Genomic DNA, 24062 nt, shown 5'->3' on the forward strand with positions numbered 1-24062 from the left:
TAAGAAGTGCTTTTCCCAGCACAACTCATTCACTTATTATTATAGAGGCTCTAGAAAAATTATTCTCCAATTCGCTTTTTAAGTTTTTATATTCAGCAGTCTTTAATTCTTCATTGGTAATAAAGCTTTTCTTTATGGTTATTAAATTGCTAAATTCGGTTCCATCATTTTGATATTTACAGAACCTATTTACATATAACCAAGGAGAATTTATTTCAAAATTCAAATTTTCACAATTTTTAATTTTGATATCTTTTATTATCATATGGCTTTCCTTAGTTTTAGGAACACCAATAAAAAGATCTGACACTTGGTCAGAAGCTGTATTGACAACATCATTAAGCCAATTATCTCCTAAATTCAAAGCAGGTCCTAGATTTGTCTTAAAAATCTTATTTTTTTGCTGAAACTCATATTTGATTGTAAGATCTTCTACATTACGTAAAGTAAGGTCAGGCAATTCTAAGAACTTCTTTTCTTCTTCATCAAGATATACTCCACTAATCATACGAAAAACAGAATCCCTTAATTGCTCATTTGAATAATACAATCCAACCCCTGTTAAGCCTAAGGCTGCTTCCCCTTGCACGGTAAGCTGGCCATATTCATTTACAACATTATCTTCTATAGTTAATTCACTATGGGATATCACTTTTGAATTTTCACCTTGTACAGCAGGAATCTTTATGTAATCTGCTTCCTCAGAATCGAGTACTAGAGCGTTCCTATCAGCAATGTCTGGAAAAATACCCTGTGCCATACTGACGGTATTAGTTGGATCGATCCAATATATTTTTCCATCTCTATTTGTTACTTTGAGCATCACATGATTAAAATTACCCATATTAGGTAATGCTTCAGGATTAGAAGTGCTAGTAGTTCCTCTCATAACTAAAATAGGTTGAACTTTATAACCAAGTTTTTGCAGAATAGCAGCCGTGCTAGCAGAAAAGTCTTTGCAATCCCCGACTTGAGAATCAGCAATTTTCTCCAAATCTCTCGGAAAAAATTTTCCTGACACTGTACGCCAGTCTCCCATGTACTGAACTTTTTCATTCAATAAAGAAGTGACTGCATTAATTTTCTCCTCATCGGTACTCTCATTGTCAGCAAATTCTGCTATAGCTTCAAAAGTTGCAGGAAGCGGCTGATTGATAACGCTATGATATCCAGGAGCTAATTTTTTAGCTAAATCCTCCCATTCAGATAAGCTTGAAAGTGATACCCAAGTGTTGTGTTTTATGTTCAATATTCCATTATGTGGTTCATTTGTTGTGTTTTCATAAACTGCTTTCTTTAAAGCAATGCTTATAGAGTGTATATCATCATTTTTTTCCTCAGCGATTTCTAATACTTCTCTTGGATCATTAACTTTAATCTCCAGGGGTAATTCAGAATTGATTTTAGTATTTTCTGCTTGTAAATAATCCCCATGATAAGAAAAGCTCAAGCCATAAAAGTTATCAACAGGAACCTTTTTGTTAACTTGTTTATACCTTAAATATACTTCTGTACCAATTTCTATTTTAGGAAACGATATAGTTACTTGCCTTAGCTGATCGAAGCCTTTACTAGGACTAGCTAGCGGTTTATCCTCTATCATGTCTTCAGTGACTATATATTCCTCTCCGTTATAAGCTGTTTTAGCTTCTAAAACAGTCAAATCTGCACTATCATCATTGTAGATTAAACTATACAGAGAAAATCTATCACGCCCAGACTCCTTGAGTATTTTTGCTTGTAGTTCTACTTCCGTTTCGTAGGTACCATCTCTATTAACATTAATGTTAACATTAGAAAACTTAACCTCGACAGAAGCATCTTCGTACTTACTCCACCTTGCTTCAGCTGTCGAAGCTACAAAAAATGCTAACATTGCTAAGTTAAAGACAGCTTTTAAAAACCTCATTTTTTACTTACATTTATTGAAAAATCATTCTATTATATCCGAACAACACTATCGGAAATGTAAGACTTAGTGTGTTCATATTACTTAGCGACGCGCTTACCGATATTATATGCAGCGATTACAAGATAATCAACTTTTTTGCTTACAATTTGCTAGAAATAGCGGTAAAGACTATCTAAATCTTTATAAATGCCTTACTTTGCAAAATTTTTCATCACCAAATCTTATGATGAACTTTACAAAAATATCTTAAATTTCATTTTATAAAGTTTGCATTTCTTGATAAAAATGTTTTAACATTAAGCATTTCTTTAATATTTGTATTCTTTAAGTAAGTATATGTCTAAGATACCATTTTTATTGATTTTTATACTTGCAGTAGCAAGTTTACCAGTAATAAACAATTGGCTTTCACACCGCAGTCAGAACTTAAATGATGATTATATAGGTGAGAGATTGGATAATTACATCAGTAAAAATTTTGATAGAGTTCTAAAAGCTCTCCAGGAAGAGTCAGCTAAAAATAGTTATGCTAATGCAACCAAAAATAAAATTTCTCAGCATAAAAATGAAATATTCGACTCTACTTATCCTTACTCAGGAAATGAAAATAGCAATATCATAGCTGTAGGTTTTTTTGACTATTCTTGTGGATATTGCAAAGCTATAAAGAACGATGTAAAACAATTGATCAATGATGGCAAAGTTAAGTATATCTTTAGGGATGCTCCAATACTTGGTAACAATTCTTTAAAGGCAGCAAAAGGTGCTTTAGCAACTTATTTTATCGATAAAGAAAAGTACTTAGATTTTCACTATGCTGCACTAGATCACAGAGGAGAATTTTCAGACGAAACTATATTAGATATAGTAAAAAATATAGGGATCAACGAGAACGATTTTAATAACTCTATGAAAAATAATGCAGACAAAATTGAGCAAATGATAAACAACAGCAAACTTTTAGTAAGGGATCTAGGAGTAGGCGGTACACCTTTTTTGATAATTGGAGATAGTCTTTTTGTAGGAGCAACTGATTTAAATGTGCTACGCAAAAAAGTGGATGAGTTAAAAGATTAATAAATTCCCTGCTTGACAGCATAAGAGAGTTTAAGTATAGTTAAGATATACTAAGTAACAATATGTATAGGCTACATATTAGTTCAAGAAAAGTAGGTGATGTTTGCTTGCAACACAGCACGACCTTAAGTAATTAGCCTTCCTAGGCTGATTAATCTATTAAAATACAATCATTATTTTGGAGTTATAACATGAGAGATTCTAACTATGTAAGAGAGCCAATTGCTCTTTTTCAACAAATCAAAGAAAATAAAAAATCAAGTGATTTATTGCATAATCTAAAGAGCGCTCATCCTGAAAAGCTAAAAATAGGAGCTGCTATAAAGACAGGGGATTGCTTTTTTGACTCTGTGGCTCAAGGATTGAATGAATTAAACATAAAACCTGATTATCGTTTTACTGCAAAATCATTAAGAAAAGACTGCGCAGATTATGCTAGAGCAAACAAAAAGCCAGATCAGTGGGTTTATAAAGCGGTAATAAGAGATGCCGGAGAGTATTTCGTACCTCAAAAAGATCCGGATGGAGAAGTAATAAGCGAAAATGGACTTAATAAGCAAGACAAGGCGAAGTCTTTTTTCAAATATTTAGAGTATATTACTAATACACATACAGCTGACGCACCTATATGGGGTCGTCCAAACATTGAAGGTAGAATGATATGCGACAAGTACAAAGTGGAACTTTATATTTATTCAATAGAGGAAGATAGTCAAAAAGTTACGGTAACTAAAATTACAGCACATGATGATGATCCAGAAGTTTTTATACAAGATATAAATCTCAATCAACTAGAGATAGATAGTAGCAAAAAAACTGTAGGAGTAGTGAATTACATGAGGCATTTTGTGCCACTTCTTAGCAAAATCCCTTCTGATATAACAGAAAATCAATCAGTTTCTAATGAAGAAATCTTTGGTGAGGTTACAGAAGCTTCTGCTTCTGATCAATCAGAGCAAGAAGAACAATATAATATCAGAACTAGCAAATCAGCAATTGTGCAAGATCATGAAACACAAAAAGAGAGAATTAATACCAGCGCTAGTGAGCCAATTCATACAGATACAGTAATTACTATTTCTCATCAACAAGGGCAAGAAACACAACAAGAGGAAATAGAAAAGAAATTAATCAATAGTTACAGAAGAGAAGCTATTTATAGCATAGCTGCTGTAATAACAGCTATAGCATTCACAGCATCTGCTATAGCTGCTGTTTTTACTTAACCAATGCCTTTAGCATGTTTTGCTGGAGTGGCTTTAGTTGTTGCATGTATTTGTGCATATCAGTTAACGCAGAGTCATCAAGACATTAACGAACTGAAAGGTAAGGTAGGAGAAAACAACACCTTTACTTTTTTAGAAGAAACGGGATTTAAAATTTATAGCCTGATTGATAAAGCAGCTTCAAAAATTTAAGATCTTTCCTACTTCATCTATATCAACTCAATTTTATTTTTACAGGAGGGCATATGTCATTTACAGAAATTAGATTTCCAGAAAATATATCTTATGGTTCCACTGGAGGACCGGAATTTTCCACTGACATTGTAACAACTCATAATGGCTGTGAGCAGCGCAATATTAATTGGTCTCGTGCACGTGCCAGGTATAACATAGCTTATGGAGTTAGGTCAAACGAGCAGCTAACAGAACTCATAACATTTTTTCAGGCACGAAAAGGTAAAGCAATAGGATTTCGTTTTAAGGATTGGTCAGACTTTACAGTTATCAATCAAGAAATTGGCATAGGAGACGATAAAAAAACGATCTTTCAACTGATGAAAACTTACATAAGTGGAAAAGACAAGCATACACGAACTATTAAAAAGCCAGTGCATGATACAATAAAAATTTACCTAGATGGTGAAAAGACAGAAAAATATTCAGTAAATTATTCAACTGGAGAAATAGAATTTATGAAACCACCAGCAAAAGGCACAATAATCACCGCAAGCTTCGAATTTGATGTACCAGTACGCTTTGATACAGATTACCTAAACGCTTCTATTGACAACTACAGCAGTAACAGTTGGAATAATATTCCTTTAGTGGAAGTGAAATAAAGTTAAAGTATGCTCCATAAAAGTTAAGCGATACTGAGGCTCATATTTAAATGAGCCTTGCACATTTTAAAGTCTATCGCCCATTACAATGTTCCACACTCGAAATTTGAGGAAATTCTAATGTAGTGTTTTCTCTTTCTTGTAAAATAGAAAGTTTTAATAATTCTTTTAGAACTAACTTTACAAGTGTTGTACCATTTTCCTTAAAGAGGTAGTCCATCCTATTGGTTTTCTGTATGTGATTGACAAAATTTCTAGCTTCCTCATTAAAAGCCTCGATTGTGTTGATACAAGATAATACTAAATTCGAGCTATTTATTGCTAAAATTCCATTTACGAAAATATCTAATTTTGTTTTATCTTCAGTCAAATCTTCAGCTAACCTATTTCTGATATTATCATTATCAAACAAAATGTACTCTAGGTACGAGGAAGACTCAATAAGTATAAAATCTTCTAAAGGTACTGATTCTAAACATTCGTCAATATAAGTAAGTATTCCAAACTCAGTAATACACCCTTCTTTTCTCACAACATAGCACTTAGGAAGACCACGATACATTGATAGCAAAGAAAAAAGACGTATTATACTTGTACCTCTATCTTTCATTTCCTCGAGAAGCTTTCTATCATTTATTAGTTTGTGCAAAATGTAATCCGTAGCAGGACCTGGTTTACGAAAACGAAACATATTATTTTCTGCAAAAATAGCCTCAGCTAATTCGATAGACTTTTTATCCTCATCTATAAAAGCCTTTTTGTCTCTATTTAACCGTATGATTTTAGCCTTGCTATCGCTGCGTAGTCTAGTTTGCCCTATTAGCCTCTCAAATGTTTTTGTCCTCATATATATCTTATATTAATTAATATTAATATTTACTATATTAACTACTTTGAGAAAAATAAATGAAAATCTTAATAAATATTATACTTTTATAAAAAAATAAAAGTCTTTTTATATTTGTATGAGTATATAAAAGGTTTGATTGTTGTAAGTTATCTAAGTGCTAGAGTCTAATTAATAAGTCTGCTTGAAGCCGCTCAGTGTTTGTACAGTTGTACCTGCGCAACTTGCTTCAAAATTTCTGCTTGTTGCTGAGCATGGATATTAGCATAACCACATGCAGGAGATGCAGCAGCAGGTCTTGCAATGCACTTAGGTCTTTTTGCTTGAGCATTGAGGCCAGACAATACCTCTTCTATCAATGGGTTGACAAAGAACCATCCTCCCATATTTTTTGGTTCCTCTTGACACCATATAATTTCAGCGTTCTTATATTTTTCGAGTTCATTGTTTAGTTTATCGGCCGGGAATGGATAAAATTGTTCTAAACGCACTACTGCTATATCGTTTATTTTTTGTGCTTCAAGCATTTCAATTATGTCGTAATAAACTTTACCACTACATATTACAACTTTACGTATTTTATCACTTGCAACTAAACCTGTTCTACACTCTGGAATTACCGTAAGAAATTTTCCTTCAAAGTCAGAAAGGTTAGAAACTGCGCTTTTATGACGCAATAGTGATTTAGGTGTAAACACCACTAAAGGCTTACGAAAATCTCGATTAATTTGTCGGCGCAAAACATGAAAGTAATTTGCTGGAGTAGAGCAATTAACTACTTGCATATTATCCTCTGCGCAGAGTTGCAAAAATCTCTCTATACGAGCAGAACTATGCTCAGGCCCCTGCCCTTCATAACCATGAGGCAAAAGTAAAACTAGACCACTTGATCGCAACCACTTTGTTTCTGCTGATGCAATAAACTGGTCGATCATGATTTGCGCACCATTTGCAAAATCACCAAATTGCCCTTCCCAGAGCACCAGTGAATATGGAGAGTCAAGGCTATATCCATATTCAAAACCCATCACAGCATACTCAGAGAGTGCGCTATCTATAACTTCAAAGCGAGCTTGCTTCTCACTTATGTTGTTTAGTGGAATAAACTCTTCCTCCGTTGCTTGATCAACAAGCCTTGAATGACGGTGCGAGAAGGTGCCGCGACCAGAATCTTGTCCTGACAAGCGCACTCCTATTCCTTCTTTAAGCAATGACGCGAATGCAAGACTTTCACCAGTTGCCCAGTCTATGTTGCTACCGGAATTTATACTGTCTATTCTGCCATCAAGTATTCTTCTGACTTTATTATTGAGATTAAAACTACTTGGAATATTGCTATTTATGTGTACACCCAATTTTTTTAGCTCATCTGGTGAAACACCAGAGTCCGTATAATATTCACTCAAATCGTTCAACTTTGCTCTCCTGAGTTTTAACCACACTCCATCAAACCAGTCAGCTTTCTTCGGAGTATAAGTCGTTGACTCAGTAAGGCTTTTATCCAATCTTGTTCTAAATTCGCTGCGTAATTTACTTACTTCATCGCTACCTAGCACTTTCTCTGCAGTCAGCTTCTCTTCGTACAGCGTGCCTGGAGTTTTATGCTTTGATATTGCTTTATACATAAGTGGCTGAGTAAAATTTGGCTCATCGCCTTCATTATGGCCATATTTGCGGTAGCATATTATGTCAATCACCACATCCTTTTTAAATTTCTGCACATACTCCATTGCCAAATTCGCAACAAAACTCACAGCTTCTGGATTATCTCCATTAACATGAAATATTGGAGCTTCTATTGATTTTGCTACATCAGTGCAATAAAAAGATGAGCGTGCACAATTAGGATTTGCAGTAAAACCAACTTGGTTATTAATGACAATATGCACGATACCACCAACTTTATAACCTTCAATGTTGCTCAAAGTCAGGGTTTCAGCAACCACTCCCTGCCCGATAAAAGCTGCATCACCATGAATTGATATGCCAAGCACAGATCTCGTATTTTGTTTTGCTCTTACTCTTCCAGCTAGAACCGGATTTACCGCCTCAAGGTGAGATGGGTTAGGACATAAACTTAAGTGTATTTTTTTACCACCAGCAAGTGCTCGATCAGAAGAGTAACCAAGGTGATATTTGACATCACCAGACACCTCAAGACCACTTGGATATGCAAGGTTGCCTTGAAATTCAGACAGCATTGCCGCATAATCTTTTCCCATCACTTTGGTTAGAACATTGAGCCGTCCTCGGTGGGCCATACCAAGAACTATTTCTTCAATACCAAAAGCTGCAGAATCACTAATAACTCTTTCAATTGCAACAATGGCTGACTCCCCACCTTCGATAGAAAAACGCTTATATCCAGGAAATTTCATATGGAGAAATTGCTCGAACATCTCAGATTCAATCAAGTGCCTTAGTATTTCTTTTTTATCCTGAGGGCTTAGCGTATAGACTTGATTTTCAATTTTCTCCTGCAGCCAAACTCTTTCCTCATAAGAGGAAATATGCATAAATTCAAAACCGATATTCTTGCAGTAAATATCTCTGTAGATTCTAGTGTCACTTGTAGGAGAAAGATTCAAGTATTTTTGATAATCTATTTCCTTATTTACATGCGGTGATAATGGATTTAAGTCTGCAAAAAAGTGACCATAAAATCTGAAAAAATTTGCTAAATCATCAACATCTACCTTAGCTTCATTCTGTGCCCTGCAGGGTTCTGCTTTATTAACTTCTAAATTGCTCGAAAAAATTCTGTGCCAATCTTCTCCAATTGATTTATCGCCTTGCAAGTAACGGCTATAAATTTCTTCCACAAATTCGACATTATCGCCATAAAGGCAGCTTAAATTCGACATAATCACTACAAAAGATATCAAATACTTATAAGTATAACTTAAGTTTTTTAAAAAAGAACTCCTTTAGTTTCTAATTATTAAGTTATACAAACACTGTAATCCGAGTTTTCCAGAAAGGGTGTCATTCTAGACTGACATCTAATCTTTCCATAAATGCTGTATTTCAACATAAAACAACTATACTCATCAACTTGTGCCCAATCATAATTCCTAGATTCCAGTGTTAGCTACTTGTTTTTTGGATTTCTATACTATTGCTGATTGAAGATTATTGAAATTTTTTGCACATTAAGGAACGCAAGCGTTTATGAGTCAGAGGATAAGTCATATAACATTTACTCGGTCTTAATACTTTGAATTTATATTTAAGTAAACGATAAACAGTAATTGGTATGAGTGATCTATTTAAAAGTGACAATTATGATAAAAATCTCAATTCTTTGATAAGAGTCATAAAGCTGAAGGATACAAAAAAAATTAATGAACAATATGATGAAACACTGAAAGATTTATCTCAAGCTCTGAAGAATTTTACAAACAACGCAAAAGATGTAGCCAAATTTGTTATATATAGCGACTTGAATAATTATGTAGAACCTTTGAGCACAAAGCCACTCGGTTTTATTGGAACATTAAAAGGGATATTAGATAGAGTCTTGGGAAAAGATATTCCAACTAATGATAATGACATAAAAAATTTTGTTGGTGATGAATTATCAGGTTTCACTATAGAAAAAGCAGCCGAATACACAAATATTTTAAGTACAATTAATCTATTCAAGAAAGGACTTAAAGAAATTTTAGATTCGAAACAGAGTGGAAAAGGCAATAAAGAACATAAATCATACGAAGTAAGCACGGAAAATAAAACGACATCAAAGCAGAAGGAAGATACTCCTAAGCTGCAAAAAGGAAAACAGCCGGCAGGAAAATCAGGTATGAAGAAAATAAAACGGCCAACAACGGCACCTCCGCCACCTCCTACTGCCTCAAAAAAGGTACACTTTAAACCAGAAATAGAGAATGTATCTCCTGAAGATTCAGGCTATGAAAGTTCATTAAGTGAAGAGTCTGGAAATGAGGAAATATCAAATTATCAAGAGAAAAGTAGTAAATCTTCAACAAAAGATTCGGAAGACTCAAAGTTAGCTAAAAAGGAGCCAACTCACAAAACGAAACCTAAGAAAAATGCAGGAACAAGAAGAGGATATAAAAAGAGACAGGCTCCAGAGCCACCAGCGCTAAACGCTACCAATCAAGAAATTAAGCAAGAAACTAAAGAAGATAAATCTGAAATACTGTCAAATCCTAAAAGGCTAGATATTGTTGATCAACAAGTGAGCACGAAACCAATAATAGTAGAAGTGACTTCGCAAAAATCAGCTGAAAGTAAACCAATCCTGAAAAAATCTGCTGATAAAGCATCATCAGAAGTAAAAGCGGTTATTATAAAAGAAAAAGTAAATAGCAAGAAGGACGGTAGAGTAAAGTCAATAGTAGGAAAGTTTGAGCAAAATCAAGTTGCTAAGAGCAAAGCCACCCCTGCAACACAAGCAGATATCGGTATGAAGAAAGATCCTGCACCATCGCAAGAAACTGCCTCCCAATCTCACTCATTTCCGGTAGGAAATAAAAGATCTAAAATGAACCCCATAACAGCAAAGTCCGATTCTAAACTTCCGGTTAGTAAAAAACCTCTTCTCACTCATGTTAGTGTAAAGAAAATAGCTGCACGATTTGAAAGCCATGGGAAGAAATAGTTGTAACCTATTGAACAAACCCTATAATATCCTTGATCTTTTTTATATTGTTATTTGCAATCTCTGCTGCTTTTTCTGTACCTTCTTTTAATATTTTATGTAAATGGAGCTGATCCCTCAAAAGACCGTTCAACTTCTCACGTATGGGTGATATAACACTGATGATTAAGTCAGCTAACTCTTTTTTAAAGTGTTTCATATCATGTTTATTCACTTCTTCACACACTTTTTCCACATTTAAATCACTAAGCACTGAATAAACGTTTACCAAATTGTTTACTTCTGGACGGCACTTTAAAGTAGCAAAATCAAAGCCTAGAATTGAATCTGTTTTTGCTTTTTCTATTTTCTTGACAATCAAGTCATCTGTATCGTCAAGGTTAATGCATGAGTATTCTGAAGAATCAGATTTGCTCATCTTGCTTGCTCCATCTCTTAAGCTCATTATCCTTGATGTACAATCCAAAGTTAAGATTTCAGGTATGATGAAATGACTACATTTATAATGATTGTTAAAAGCTGATGCAATATCACGTGCAAGTTCTAAATGCTGTTTTTGATCATCGCCAACAGGAACATATTTAGTTTGATACAGCAATATATCCGCAGCCATAAGTACTGGGTAGCTATATAAACCAAGAGAAGCTTTTTGTCTATCGCTTCCAGCCTTATCTTTAAATTGAGTCATACGATTAAGCCAACCAATTGGTGTATAGCACCCTAGCAGCCAGCCCAATTCTGCATGACCACTAACTGCGGATTGATTGAAAATAATCGACTTTTCCGGATCTATTCCACATGCAATATAAGTTGCTGCTGCTTTAAAAATATTATTTTTTAATTCATTTGCGGGAAGCTTATTTGCTGTGATTGCATGCAGATCAACAACACAAAAAAGAGATTTATATTTATCCTGCAAGCCTATCCACTGCTTAATTGCACCAAGATAATTGCCCAAGTGTAATACTCCACTTGGCTGAATACCTGAGAAGACAACTTCTTCCATACCTTGAGTGTTTTATTAGTTACTTTCGCAATCAGCAGATTTTTTAGAAAGAATAACCATTGCAGGACGAAGCAACCTATTTTTAATGGTATAACCAGTTTGTAGTACTTCTACAATAGTGCCAGGCTCTTTTTCATTATCTTCTCTTTCCACAACAGCTTGATGTAAATTGCTGTCAAAAGAGTTACCTATTGGATCTATTTCTTCTATTCCATGTTTTTTTAGATCACTCACAATCTTTTGGTGCGCCACTTTTATTCCTTCATGAATAGGATCACCATCTTTCAAGTTTTCCATTGCTTTTTTTAAATTGTCACAAGAGTCGATCATATCACGTGCAAATTTTGTGACTGCATAATCACTTGCATCGCTAATTTGCTTTTGCATTATACGTTTAACGTTTTCATTATCCGCAACAGCGCGACGTAAATGATCTTCAAGCTGAACTGCACGTTCTTTTAATATATTAAGCTCTTCACTTAAATCACCTGTTTGCTGATCTTCTTGATCATCCCCTTTTCGTTTACTGACCATATCTGCAAATTTCTTTTTTTTCTCTTTATTACTATCTGACATATCATTCACCCTTACAAACTTAATAAATATATAACAATCAATCAAAAATATCAAGCGTTAGCTATCCTTGTCTTTCTATGCTTGCATTTAAAAAGTCAATCAAAGCAGTTTTATAAAGAGAATCAGAAAAAGTATCAATATTACTTTGCGCCATATTAATATAGTGTTTAGCTTCTTCCATAGAAACATGAATGGCATTATGATGATTAATATATTGTAATGCTTGGTCAAAATTGTGTCTAGCTGAAGAAAAAGATTTCTCCCAGAATTTTTGTTCTGATGGACTGCCTTTTTCATATGCTATAATAGAAGGTAAAGTAACTTTACCTTCAAAGAAATCTTTTCCAAGTTGCTTTCCTAAAGTGCATTGATTAGCAGTATAATCTAGCACGTCATCAATTATTTGGAATGCCATGCCAAAATTAAACCCGAAATTCCTTAGCCTCTCTGTTTCGTCACTTGTGGCTCCAGATACTACTGATGCAGCCTCGGAGCATGCAGAAAATAAAGATGCTGTCTTTTCTCCAATGATATTAAAATAATTTTTCCTAATTGTGTTAGGGTCAAAACGCGTTGTCATCTGCTTTATCTCACCCTTGACAAGCAAATTAGATGCCTTAGATAAAATAGAGAGAACACTTAAATTCCCACATTCTATAAGCCATCTAAATGCTAAGGTCAATAATAGATCACCAACTAAAATGCTTGATTTATTCCCCCAAATTTTATTTGCTGTTGCAACTCCATGGCGTGCCTTACTTTCATCAAGCACATCATCATGAAGTAAAGTAGCGTTGTGTATAAATTCTACCGATGCAGCAATGTTGACCCTACTCTCTCCAGAGTAATTCAGCATTTTACACATAATAAAAATGAGCTTAGGCCTTATCTTTTTTCCTCCTGAATTAATAAGATGAGATGTAATATCGGTAGCAAGCTTAGTACCTTCATCATTGACATTTTTGAAGATAAAGTCATTCATAGCCAATAAATCAGAAGATACAATATCATCTAATTTACTACTTTTTGTTAAATCAGTGTTTAGCATTTAAGAGGACTTATGCTTCTTGCCCTTGTACTTTCTCAACTTTTTTCTTTTCTATTTTTTTCGATTCTGTTTCTAAATCTACTATGCCTTTTTTAATGAACCACATTACCCTTTCAGTTGCTTGCGCTCCTACACTTAGCCAATGTTTTAATCTATCAGCTTTTACCACAACACGATTTTTATTGTCTTTTGGCAACATTGGATCATATTGTCCTATTCTCTCAATAAAGCGCCCATCTCTTGGTGCTCGTGAGTCGGCTACAACTATCCTATAAAAAGGACGTTTCTTTGCCCCAAACCTTGCTAACCTTATTTTAACTGCCATGTCAACCTTTATTCATATATTAATTACAATTTAAATACAATAAACAGCTCAAGTCAAACTAATTGTACCTCTTTTACCTAAAAATACAATATAGCCCCCTCTAATCACTCATAAAAGGAAGATAATAAACTTTTTTATATATCATCAATCATAGCATGATTAACTTCTACTCTATACTTTGATTTTAGATAGCTAATTAACTGTTCCTTTAGCGATATCATCACACGTTTTCCGGTGTCAAGCATGTTTAATTTACCATTTGATGAATGCATTTGTTTTAGAACGCCTATTATAATTTCATTATTGTATTGAATAGGATCTGTTACCGAATTAGTTGTTTTCATATTGAAAATCTCTTCTATGAAAGAAAAAGGGTAGTTTTGTTCATTGCGTTGTATTTGCTGGCCTTTAACCAATTTTATACCTTGCATTTCTTCCAAATCTGTCTTTTCTCTTAGTTGAACTGCTACTTCTTGTCCCATTTTAAACATTCTTTCTTTTATAAATTCACTACGCCAAAGCTTTATGGCTGATTCCCTACTTTCTTCAAAATTTTGTAATTTAGGAGGAACGATATCACTGATTTTTACACCAACAACAGTATCTCCAACACCCTTAAAATAACTCTTCTGATCTTTCTCGCGTGAAAAAATGAAAGAAATGAAATCACTGGAATTTCCTACTTCATTACCACTTTGGTCTTTTCCACTAGCATCTACTGGACCAATGGTTTGTATAGGTAAATTGTAATTATTGGAGATTTCTTCAATCGTTGCACCATTGTATATCTTATAATTCACTTGATTTATGAAATCATTGACTTTTTCAAAAGACTTTTGATTGGTTAAAACTGACCTTATGTCTTTTTTTAAATCAACCAAGTCTTCATCAGAGATTTGATGTATGCTTTCTACCTTTATTACGTGCCATCCAAAATTGCTTGTTAAAACTTCACTTACTTCACCTGTTTTGAGAGCAAATACCTTTTCTCTCATATTTTCAGGTAAGAAATCCTTAGTTATATTATTTACTCTGGTTTCATCGAGTTTCACTTTATTAAACTCTTCTATTATTTGTTCAAAGCTTGCTTTACTTTCTTCAAGTGCTCTTCTTGCTATTTCAGCTTTTTCTTTGGTAGGAAATATCACATTGAATATGTCTCTTTGATTTTTAAGTTCCTGATGTTCTATTATACTATCAACCTCTTCATCTGAAATTCTGATTTGATCTTCAAAATATTTTTGATCCAGAGAAATGTATTGCGCAGTTCGATACTCAGGGTAATAAAAATTGGACTTATTTCTTTCATACAAATCAAGTAAGGCTTGATCATCTGGTTCAGGAACGTCTGTAATTGCATCCTCAGTTATTTTAACAATATCAACTACTCTAGTTTGGTAGCGATTTTTGTATATCTGCTCATCAACACCCTCACCAAAAGTTACCGGATAATTATCTTTAAATAACGAAGTCATGAACATCATTGCAGGCAGGATTTTCTCTAGTTTTTCTATATATTCCTTTTCTGTTATATGCAGGCTATTTAGAGTTTGATGGAATTTATTATGGTCAAATTCTCCTTTATCGTCCTGAAAGTACTTGGTATTTTTTATGTGGCTTTTGATAGATTCTTCTCCAACTTTTAATCCAAGTTCGCTAATTAGGTTAAACAATAGTTTTTGCTCTATAAGTGCGTTAAGTAAATCATATTTCAGCTTTTTTACTTGTTCTTTACTTACATCAGATCCAGAAATTTGCTTTTTATAATTTTGATATAGTAATTTATATTCATCTGATGTTATAACTTCCTTTCCTACTTTAGCTAATTCTTTCCTTTCATCATCATTTGATAAAAGATTGCCAATCCCCATAAAGATTAATAAGCAAACTAAAAGGAGAACGATTGCCTTGGTAAAAAAATTTCTAATACTCATTGTAAACTTAGTTAACTAACACTTAAATTTAGAATAGCAATAATTTAATATTTGTAAATCTATTAATAAATTAGCTAATATATGTAATATTGTAGTGTATTAAATTGAATGGAAGCTTATATTAACCTAAGAGCCTGTAAGTGATCTCTGAATATGGTAAGATGAGGTATAGTTGACATGAGGTAAAGTATGAGGAATACATATCCAAGTGACATAAGTTGTGAAAAATTCGAAAAGATTAGACTAATTTTAGAAAGCGTGCGAAAGAAAACAAAGCCAAGAAGATTAGGTTTATATGAGTTATTTTGTGGTGTGCTTTATGTACTAAAAAGTGGCTGTCAATGGCGAATGCTTCCAAAAGAGTTTCCAAGATGGCGAAATTTTTACGATTACTTCAAGAAATGGAGTAAAAAAACGAATGAAGATAGAGAAAATGTTCTAGAAATTGTCTTTAAAAAAATTGGTTGGAGAGAACAGTGGTCGAAATACCAAAACAAGCTTCTGCATCATTGATGCCCAAAGTGTAAAAAATACCGATCGCAGTTGATACACAAGGTTTGACACAAGCAATTCATATAACAACGGCAGAAATAACTGATCGTAGCAGTGCTTTGACAATGGTTAAAAATGCTAAAGAAAGTCTCTCTGAAGTTAAAAACATACTGGTTGATGCAGGCTACACTGGAGAAAATTTTGCAACACAGATGAAAGTAACTATTGGTGCAACTGTTGAGGTGAAGCACCTTTGCTGTATTGCCAAAAAGATGGGTTGTTGAGAGATCTTCTTTTGCCTGGTTGGAAAAATGTAGGCGACTTTGGAAAAATTGCGAGCGTAAATTTAATACTAGCCTACAAATTTGCTTTTGCTTCTTTCCTCTTCAAAAGATTATGAACAGGTTCTAAGAGATAAGAAATATAAACCAAAAAGCCATTGGATGACAAAGTTAATGCTTTTTTAGTTTTAATGGTTTATATTTTATTTCTATAACAGCAAAGGAATATTAAAATGGGAGATGTTTTTTCGATGTCAATGGAATCTTCTAAAGACAATAAAGATAGAAATGAACAATTTCTCATGCAAGTAGCTGCTTGGTTGGTTGATAACACTAGCTTAACTTTTGATCAAATAGCACAATGTTGCAAGTTATCCCTTGAAAAAGTACAAGACATAGCTGATGAGGAAATAGAAGTTGAAAAGTATGACCCTATTATTTCTGAAATAATTACTGAAAAAGAAATCGATAATTGCAAAAAAAATCCAAATCGTGTACCAAATTTGATTATAAAAAATATGAAAAAAAGGGCAAAGACGATTAGCTTTCTTGCCTTTGCTTCCACAGCAAGGCGTAGAGATAAACCTAATGCGATTTATTATTTGGTAAAAAAATTTCCTATCTTGAACAATAATGTAATAGCTAAGCTAGTTGGTACAACAAATTACACAGTTGAGCAGGTAAGAGATAGATCTCATCATAACATACTCAATATCAAACCTCAAGATCCTGTACTACTTGGTTTATGTAGCCAGGAAAATTTAGAAGCGGAAGTAGAAAAAGCGAAAGTAGAAGAAGAGAAGAAACAAAGATTAAAAAATATAAATAATAGCTATTGATGATTCTCAAATTCTTGTACTTTGTTAATATTAAATTGACTTGACTTGTTAGTTTTTATCAGTATAATGCAAGTAAAGTATCTAGTTTAATAATAATTAAGTCTAAATACGCACTGAAAACTAGCTCAGCCTAATTTATTGTTTTATATTCACATTTTAGGTTAGTAAGCATCAATTAAAATTTTTGGAGGATTATGACAACAATCAATGAAGATGTCTTAGCAAAAGGAGGGGTTGTAGGTCAACCTGAAAAAAGCGAACAAATTCATAATGCTGACGCAGTAAAACAAATGACCAGTGAAGGTGCTGAAAAAAACAAGAAAACATTGGACCTGAGCGAATTGAAAGAGAAAACAGCAGAAGAATTGTTAGAGCTAGCTGAAGAAAGAAAAATTTCAACTAGTGGTAAAGGCAATGGCAGGATGCTAAAACAGGAAATGATATTCAGTTTAATGAAGAAAATGAGTGAAGAAGGAGGCATAACCACAGGAAGTGGAGTAGTGGAAATATTGCCTGATGGTTTTGGTTTCTTACGTTCATCAAGTGCAAATTATGCTCCAAGTACCGATGATGTTTATATTTCCAATGGCCAAATAAAGAAGTTTAATTTACGTACAGGAGATATGGCATGTGGAGAAATAAGGCCACCTGGTGATAAAGAAAGATATTTTACTTTAACTAAGGTTCAAAGTATAAACTCTACTGAAATCAGTGAATTAAGAAAGTACGTCCATTTTGATAATTTGCTTCCGCTTTATCCTGAAAAAAGCCTCATCCTTGAAAACAACAGTAGCGGAGATAATAAAAAAGATATAAACATGCGTGCTGTAGATATAGTTACACCTCTTGGAAAAGGACAAAGAGCATTGATAGTTGCTCCACCTCGTACAGGAAAAACGATATTGCTTCAGCAAATGGCTCACTCTATAGCTACAAATCATCCTGAAATAGAACTAATAGTATTACTTATAGATGAAAGACCCGAAGAGGTGACAGATATGATACGCTCTGTAAAGGGTGAAGTGGTAAGCTCTACATTTGATGAACCTGCCTACCGTCATGTCCAACTTGCTGAAATAGTAATAGAAAAAGCTAAAAGAATGGTTGAACACAAAAAAGATGTAGTGATTTTGCTTGATTCTATAACTCGTCTTGCACGTGCTTATAATGCAGTCATTCCTTCGTCTGGAAAGGTTCTAACCGGCGGTGTAGATTCAAATGCGCTGCAAAGACCAAAACGCTTTTTTGGAGCAGCTCGTAATATTGAAAATGGTGGTTCTTTGACAATCATCGCTACAGCCCTTATAGAAACTGGTTCAAAAATGGATGATGTTATTTTTGAAGAGTTTAAAGGCACAGGTAATGCTGAAATTATACTAGATAGAAAACTTGCTGATAAACGTATATTCCCTGCTATTGATATTACAAAATCCGGAACAAGGAAGGAAGAGCTATTAGTTGATAAGGCCATACTAAATAAAATATGGGTATTGCGTAGGATACTTAACCCTATGGGATCTGTTGAAGCAATGGAGTTTTTACGTGACAAATTACTTTTAACAAAGAGCAATGCTGACTTTTTTAACTCCATGAATCACTAAAAGTAAGCCAATTCTGATGGAGCAAAAAAGCAAAGCTCTCTTATAGCTAAAATAATTTGGATTTATCAAAATATATTAAGCTGGCAATCTACCTTAAGTTGCTATTCCAACTTATAGCACTGATTTTGATCAAAAATTTTATGTAGTCAGTTTATTTACAATCGATTTTCCAGTGTCAGCCACTTAGATGACATCTTTTTGACTCTTAATATTAATATCAATTGTGTACCAGTGTTGAAATGACCCACTCAAAAGGGGATTGTATTTACTCTGAATCAGATGATAAATTAGATGCTTGGTAAGCGTAATTTGGAGCTTCCTGTGTAATGATTATATCATGAGCATGACTTTCTCTTAACCCTGATGAAGTAATAGTGACAAATTTGCAGTTTTTTTTCATCTCTTCTATATTACGGTTGCCAGTGTAACCCATTGCAGCTTGCAACCCACCAATTAACTGACAGATCACTCCTGAAGCTGGACCTTTAAAAGGAACTCTTGCTTCTACTCCTTGTGGGACTAAATCAAGTTTTGAATCTTGAAAATAACGGCTAGCTGACCCTCGTTTCATTGCACTAATAGATCCCATTCCTCGATATTCCTTATATGCTCTACCCTTATACATGATAATCTCACCTGGGCTTTCCTCAGTACCAGCAAAGATTGAACCTATCATCACAGTATCAGCACCAGCTGCAATAGCTTTTGCAACATCTCCCGAATATTTTATTCCACCATCAGCAATTAGTCTGACGTTTTTTGTTTTACAAACCTCTGCAATATTCTTGATCGCAGAGAATTGTGGCATACCAACGCCTGTAACTATTCTGGTAGTACAAATTGATCCTGGCCCTATTCCAACTTTCACTGCATCAACACCAGCATCAATCAACGCTTCAGCAGCCTCCTTTGTTGTAATATTTCCGCCGATTAATTGCGTATTCGGATACATCTTTTTTATTTCCTTAATAGTGCTGATAACGTTCTCGGAATGACCGTGAGCGGTATCTACAATAACCACATCAACTTCTTCTTCGACCAAAGCTTCACATCTTTCTATACCGTCTTTTTTACCAGTACCAATTGCAGCGGCAACTCTGAGTCGACCTTTACTGTCTTTACATGAATTTGGATATCTATTGTATTTTTCGATGTCTTTAACTGTGATTAGACCTATGCAACAAGAATTTTCATCAACAACCAAAAGCTTCTCTATTCTATTTGCATGCAACAATTTCATTGCTGAGGCGCTATTTACTGCCTGCTCTCGAACTGTTACTAACTTATCTTTTGTCATTACCTCGGAAACTTTTATATTCATGTTCTGGTCTTCAATAAACCTCACATCTCGATTAGTTAAAATTCCCACTAACTTGCGTTGATCAACTACAGGAATGCCGGAATAATTATACTCTCTCATTAATGAAACTGCTTCTGCAACTGTTTTATCTGGGGAAATTGTAATTGGGTTATACACGATCCAGCTTTCATATTTTTTCACCCTTCTTACTTCTAACACTTGTTCATCTATTGATAAATTCTTATGTATGCAACCTATTCCACCATGTTGGGCAATAGCTATTGCAAAGCCTGATTCAGTGACAGTGTCCATTGCAGAGGATATGAGAGGGATATTTAGTTCTATATTATTTGTTAGATAAGTTCTTGTGTCTGCATCACGAGGCAATACATCAGAATAGGCCGGTAAGAGAAGTACATCGTCAAACGAATAACAAGCTTCCATTTTTTTCATATGCTTTATTTAAAGCTTATACGCCAATTAATGAAATTGCAATAGAGCTTTTGCAAAATTAGCCTGGCTCCAGCTATTTTTAGATCAAAATAGGATAGAAGAGGTATGTAGCTCCTAATATATTTATCGCATAATTATATTATTTGCTAGCAAACAGAACTGCTCAATAGTTAAGCTTTCTGGACGTTCGTCTCCACTCAGTTTAGCATTCTCAAGAGTAGTTGAGACATCACTAGTTATACTTTGCAAGCTATTTCTCAGCATCTTTCTTCTTTGAGCGAACACAGCACGTGTTAGCTTTGTTAAGGTTTCTAAATTTACTGCAAATCTTGGAGTGGGTAAAGGTTTTACTGTAATTACTGAAGAATATACTTTTGGTCTTGGAAAAAATTCCTTAGGTTCAATATCAAATTCCTTTTTTATGTCGCATAGTAACTGGCTTAGCACTGATAGGGAACCATAATCCTTAGAATTAGGTTCTGCTGTAATACGCTCTGCTACCTCCTTTTGGAACATTAACGTCAAATTCGTAAAAAATTTTATATTATTTAACCACTTTAAAAATAACGCTACTGAGATATTGTAAGGCAAGTTAGCAATGACTTTGACTGGACATTCTACCAGCTCTTTTTCTACAACATTAAGTGCATCTGCTTCTATAATTCTATATTTTCCCTGATGCTCATTTAGCAATTGTTCGTGATGTTTCACTAAACTACTATCTTTTTCTATAGAAAGTAGAAACTTTGGATTATATGCCAATATTTCTCTTGTTAACGCACCATACCCAGGACCAATTTCAATAACATTAAAATCTTTCAGGCTACCGGCTAAGGCAACTATTCTTTTTATTATCTCATTCGATAAAATAAAATTTTGCCCTAGACTCTTTTTTGGCTTCAGTAAAAATTTTCTCATATAATCTTATTATGCAGTATTTTAAAAATTAGTTGACGAAAATTCATCAATAATTGTATATTGTCAGTGTATTTAATGCCGGCTTAGCTCAATTGGTAGAGCAACTGACTTGTAATCAGTAGGTTGTCAGTTCAAGTCCGACAGCCGGCACTCTCATTCATATAAGAAAAATTGATGTCTTTTTTAATAGTAGCAAATTGGAAAATGAATGGAACACGTTCTTCATTTGTTGACTTTATAGGCAAACTTAACAACAAGAGCAACGAAATTACCTCTAAATTAGTAATTTGCCCTCCTTTTACATCATTTCAAAGCAATATAGAGTTGAACAACAATATTAAAATAGGAGGACAGAATTGCCATCATAAAGAGTTCGGTTCTTACACAGGTGAAATTAGTGCAGGAATGTTGAAGGAACTAGGATGTAGTTACGTAATACTTGGACATTCTGAAAGGGCTCATGAAACAGATAGTGAAATAAAACTGAAATCAGAAACAGCAATAGAATCAGGATTACACCCAATCATCTGTGTAGGTGAAAACTCAGAAGATTATAAAAATAAAAAAACAAAAGAAGTAATAGAATATCAATGCAAAAACCGTTTGCCAACACAAGGTAAATATACCATAGCATACGAACCGATATGGGCAATAGGAACAGGAAATGTGCCAAATAATGACGCAATTGCTGAGGTAATAAAATCCTGTACTGGTAAAAAACACATTATATATGGTGGTTCAGTCAGTTCAGAAAATATAGAAAACTTGCTCAGTATTCCAAATTTATCAGGAGTTTTAATTGGCAGTGCAAGCTTAGATTTTGATCACTTTTATAAAATCATACAACAAGTCGAGAAAAAATTTTCTCTTAATTAATTCTAAAGGATAAATACTCTTATTGTCATGACGTCCAGTACAATGTTGCAAATTAAAAATCTCTCCATCCTGTGCTGGTTCTTCGATTCTAAACGCCACTTCTACCTGGTCATAACCAATCTGAATTCGTTCTACTAATGCTTTAATGATGCCACGCTTAGTTTGCCAATCTAGCTGTTCCAAATTAGATTTTACACTGGAATAAAGACTCTTTATACTGTTGATGATAAGGTTCATTCCCTTCTCTATTGCTTTTTGATCAACTACCTTTTTCTTCTCTTCTTCTATCCCTCTTAAGCGTTCCCTCATTCTTTTCATCGTCTGTTTAAATTCTTCCTCACTTATATATCCTTTATCTCCTACATTTTCTTGACTATAATAGTCTTCCATTAACTTTTCGATGCCTTGTTTTATTTGATTTTCCCTTCTTGCAAACTTCTTATCTGATGATTCATCATTTTTATTTTCTGCAATTCTACGGTGATACTCATTTTTTATTATCTCTGGGTTTTTTAGTAAATTTTTCACCTTTTCCCATATAGCTGTTTCTAACATATCTGTACGGACCAATTTATTAGTACACTTCTCCCTACCATCAGTAATACGTATAGTACTACTACAGCGATAATAGCTAAACTTTTTTCCTTCAACTCCACATTGTGCACCACTATACGCATATCCACAGTTTTGACACACAACTAGACCTTGTAATAGATATTTCTTTTTTCCTCCCTCTCTCTGCATCCTTGCTCTTTTTCTATTTTCATCCAGTTGCTTTTGTACTTTATTAAATAACCCTTCATCAACTATTTTTGGTACTGGTATATAAATCCAGCTGTCCTCATCTGTGCGACAGATAGAAACCTTTTGTTTATTTCTTTCTCTTTTTTCAACCCTCTTTAATTTACCAAACGCTGCTTGTCCTTTATATGCTGGATTTCTTAACACCTTCCAAATTATTATTGGACACCACACCTTCTTTCCAGTTCTTGTTCTAATTGACTTATCTCTTAGTCTACGTATCACTTCCCTTATACTTATTCTCTCTTGCCCTACCCACATGAATATCTGCTTTACTATTTTTGCTTCCTCTTCATTTATTTCAAACTTTGTCTTTTCTCTATCTACATGCTTTATACGATTATAACCAAAAGGTGCAATGCCAATTACACTTACACAGCCTTTTTTTGCTCTATGGAGTTTTCCCCTACGACTACGTTCCATAATCTTTGTACACTCATATTCTGCCACTAATCCTTGCATTCCCAATAACAATTTAGACTCTGGATTATTTTCAGTCTTATGATTTAAGAATATTACTTCTACTCCTGCTTTTTCAAATTCATCAAGTAATATCATTTGATGTGCAGATTTTCTTGATAGTCGGTCAGGTGAATGAATATAAATTTTATCAATTTGATCTTCTCCTACTTTATCACGTAATGCATCTAAACCTTCACGTTCTAAACTCCACCCACTAAGCCCATCATCCTTAAATTCATACTCATTCAATAACTCATGCTTATCTGCAGCAATTCTATGCTTGAGCTCGGCAATTTGACTCTCTATTGTATTGTTCTGCGCTTGACTCTTCGATGAAACTCTTGCATATAAGGCCACTGTTATCATTTTTCTTTATCTCCTTTTCATTGTTTCTTTTTACCGCATACCTTAGTAACAGCTCATAGGCGTCTGCTAGATGTTGTTCCGCTAATTCATCTGGCTCGTATCGGCAAGTTAATGTTCTTTTTCTCATAGTTTCTCCTGCAAATGTTTTTGTAGTGCAAGGAGCCTTACCACTCCTTTTTTCCATCAATCCATTTACTCTTATGAAAAAGACCAACTTTTATCAGCTACAGCCTTCAAATTTGGTCTAGCCCTTCCTTTG

Annotated in this window: 20 protein-coding genes, 1 tRNA gene and 1 pseudogene; 10 read left to right on the top strand and 12 right to left on the bottom strand. The window is 34.1% G+C overall.

Going from position 1 to position 24062, the window contains the following annotated elements; all coding sequences use genetic code 11:
- Positions 1–25: 25 nt before the first annotated feature.
- Positions 26–1909 (bottom strand): DUF3857 domain-containing protein, encoded by a 1884-nt coding sequence (locus tag CAI20_RS06095; RefSeq protein ID WP_007301951.1) that lies wholly within the window; start codon positions 1907–1909, stop codon positions 26–28.
- Between the two features lie 339 nt (positions 1910–2248).
- Between CAI20_RS06095 and CAI20_RS06100 the strand changes: the two genes are divergently transcribed.
- From CAI20_RS06100 to CAI20_RS06110, 4 genes are all read left to right on the top strand, one after another.
- Positions 2249–2989, top strand: a complete 741-nt coding sequence (locus CAI20_RS06100; protein WP_149168950.1) for a DsbA family protein — start codon at positions 2249–2251, stop codon at positions 2987–2989.
- A 191-nt stretch (positions 2990–3180) separates the two neighbouring features.
- Complete coding sequence (locus CAI20_RS06105) at positions 3181–4215, top strand: OTU domain-containing protein (protein WP_246111592.1); 1035 nt, start codon at positions 3181–3183, stop codon at positions 4213–4215.
- 3 nt (positions 4216–4218) lie between these two features.
- Positions 4219–4407 (top strand): hypothetical protein, encoded by a 189-nt coding sequence (locus tag CAI20_RS06735; RefSeq protein ID WP_246111593.1) that lies wholly within the window; start codon positions 4219–4221, stop codon positions 4405–4407.
- Positions 4408–4460: 53 nt separating this feature from the next.
- The gene (locus CAI20_RS06110; RefSeq protein ID WP_149168951.1) at positions 4461–5054 is read left to right on the top strand and encodes a TIGR02217 family protein; all 594 of its coding nucleotides are present in this window, start codon (positions 4461–4463) and stop codon (positions 5052–5054) included.
- A 73-nt stretch (positions 5055–5127) separates the two neighbouring features.
- Here the strand turns inward: CAI20_RS06110 and CAI20_RS06115 are convergent, their stop codons facing one another.
- Both CAI20_RS06115 and CAI20_RS06120 read right to left on the bottom strand, forming a co-directional pair.
- A complete protein-coding gene (locus CAI20_RS06115; RefSeq protein WP_007301956.1) occupies positions 5128–5901 on the bottom strand; it encodes a hypothetical protein in 774 nt (257 codons plus the stop codon).
- 194 nt (positions 5902–6095) lie between these two features.
- A complete protein-coding gene (locus CAI20_RS06120) occupies positions 6096–8765 on the bottom strand; it encodes a 2-oxoglutarate dehydrogenase E1 component (RefSeq protein WP_149168952.1) in 2670 nt (889 codons plus the stop codon).
- A gap of 392 nt (positions 8766–9157) precedes the next feature.
- On the opposite strand from CAI20_RS06120, the gene CAI20_RS06125 reads away from it, so the two are divergent.
- Entirely contained in the window at positions 9158–10525 is a 1368-nt protein-coding gene (locus CAI20_RS06125) for a hypothetical protein (protein ID WP_007301958.1), read from the top strand.
- A gap of 7 nt (positions 10526–10532) precedes the next feature.
- Here the strand turns inward: CAI20_RS06125 and trpS are convergent, their stop codons facing one another.
- From trpS to CAI20_RS06150, 5 genes are all read right to left on the bottom strand, one after another.
- Entirely contained in the window at positions 10533–11531 is a 999-nt protein-coding gene (gene trpS / locus CAI20_RS06130; RefSeq protein WP_007301959.1) for a tryptophan--tRNA ligase, read from the bottom strand.
- 15 nt (positions 11532–11546) lie between these two features.
- Entirely contained in the window at positions 11547–12107 is a 561-nt protein-coding gene (locus CAI20_RS06135; RefSeq protein WP_007301960.1) for a nucleotide exchange factor GrpE, read from the bottom strand.
- A gap of 61 nt (positions 12108–12168) precedes the next feature.
- A complete protein-coding gene (locus CAI20_RS06140) occupies positions 12169–13155 on the bottom strand; it encodes a polyprenyl synthetase family protein (RefSeq protein ID WP_007301961.1) in 987 nt (328 codons plus the stop codon).
- Between the two features lie 10 nt (positions 13156–13165).
- Complete coding sequence (gene rpsP, locus CAI20_RS06145) at positions 13166–13480, bottom strand: 30S ribosomal protein S16 (protein WP_006015540.1); 315 nt, start codon at positions 13478–13480, stop codon at positions 13166–13168.
- Between the two features lie 134 nt (positions 13481–13614).
- Complete coding sequence (locus CAI20_RS06150; RefSeq protein WP_012481850.1) at positions 13615–15414, bottom strand: peptidylprolyl isomerase; 1800 nt, start codon at positions 15412–15414, stop codon at positions 13615–13617.
- A gap of 189 nt (positions 15415–15603) precedes the next feature.
- On the opposite strand from CAI20_RS06150, the pseudogene CAI20_RS06155 reads away from it, so the two are divergent.
- From CAI20_RS06155 to rho, 3 genes and pseudogenes are all read left to right on the top strand, one after another.
- Positions 15604–16317: pseudogene (locus CAI20_RS06155) on the top strand (IS5 family transposase).
- A 103-nt stretch (positions 16318–16420) separates the two neighbouring features.
- Positions 16421–17026 (top strand): cell cycle transcriptional regulator TrcR, encoded by a 606-nt coding sequence (locus CAI20_RS06160; RefSeq protein ID WP_007301964.1) that lies wholly within the window; start codon positions 16421–16423, stop codon positions 17024–17026.
- A gap of 194 nt (positions 17027–17220) precedes the next feature.
- Complete coding sequence (rho, locus tag CAI20_RS06165; RefSeq protein ID WP_007301965.1) at positions 17221–18627, top strand: transcription termination factor Rho; 1407 nt, start codon at positions 17221–17223, stop codon at positions 18625–18627.
- Between the two features lie 265 nt (positions 18628–18892).
- On the opposite strand, the gene guaB is transcribed toward rho, so the two are convergent.
- Both guaB and rsmA read right to left on the bottom strand, forming a co-directional pair.
- Entirely contained in the window at positions 18893–20380 is a 1488-nt protein-coding gene (gene guaB, locus CAI20_RS06170) for an IMP dehydrogenase (RefSeq protein WP_012481851.1), read from the bottom strand.
- A gap of 123 nt (positions 20381–20503) precedes the next feature.
- Positions 20504–21298, bottom strand: a complete 795-nt coding sequence (gene rsmA / locus CAI20_RS06175) for a 16S rRNA (adenine(1518)-N(6)/adenine(1519)-N(6))-dimethyltransferase RsmA (protein ID WP_007301967.1) — start codon at positions 21296–21298, stop codon at positions 20504–20506.
- Between the two features lie 77 nt (positions 21299–21375).
- Here rsmA and CAI20_RS06180 point away from each other — a divergent pair.
- Together CAI20_RS06180 and CAI20_RS06185 are read left to right on the top strand one after the other, a co-directional pair.
- A tRNA-Thr gene (locus CAI20_RS06180) sits at positions 21376–21448 on the top strand.
- 24 nt (positions 21449–21472) lie between these two features.
- Positions 21473–22174, top strand: coding sequence for a triosephosphate isomerase (locus tag CAI20_RS06185; RefSeq protein ID WP_007301968.1), 702 nt, complete (start codon positions 21473–21475; stop codon positions 22172–22174).
- Here the strand turns inward: CAI20_RS06185 and CAI20_RS06190 are convergent.
- Together CAI20_RS06190 and CAI20_RS06195 are read right to left on the bottom strand one after the other, a co-directional pair.
- Positions 22112–23803, bottom strand: a complete 1692-nt coding sequence (locus CAI20_RS06190) for a recombinase family protein (protein ID WP_149168953.1) — start codon at positions 23801–23803, stop codon at positions 22112–22114. The two genes, CAI20_RS06185 and CAI20_RS06190, sit on opposite strands and share 63 nt — an antisense overlap.
- The gene (locus CAI20_RS06195; protein ID WP_017532679.1) at positions 23712–23987 is read right to left on the bottom strand and encodes a hypothetical protein; all 276 of its coding nucleotides are present in this window, start codon (positions 23985–23987) and stop codon (positions 23712–23714) included. The genes CAI20_RS06190 and CAI20_RS06195 overlap by 92 nt, the downstream gene beginning before the upstream one ends.
- Between the last annotated feature and the right edge of the window lie 75 nt (positions 23988–24062).

The organism is Wolbachia endosymbiont of Chrysomya megacephala (assembly GCF_008245065.1).
Lineage (GTDB): Bacteria > Pseudomonadota > Alphaproteobacteria > Rickettsiales > Anaplasmataceae > Wolbachia.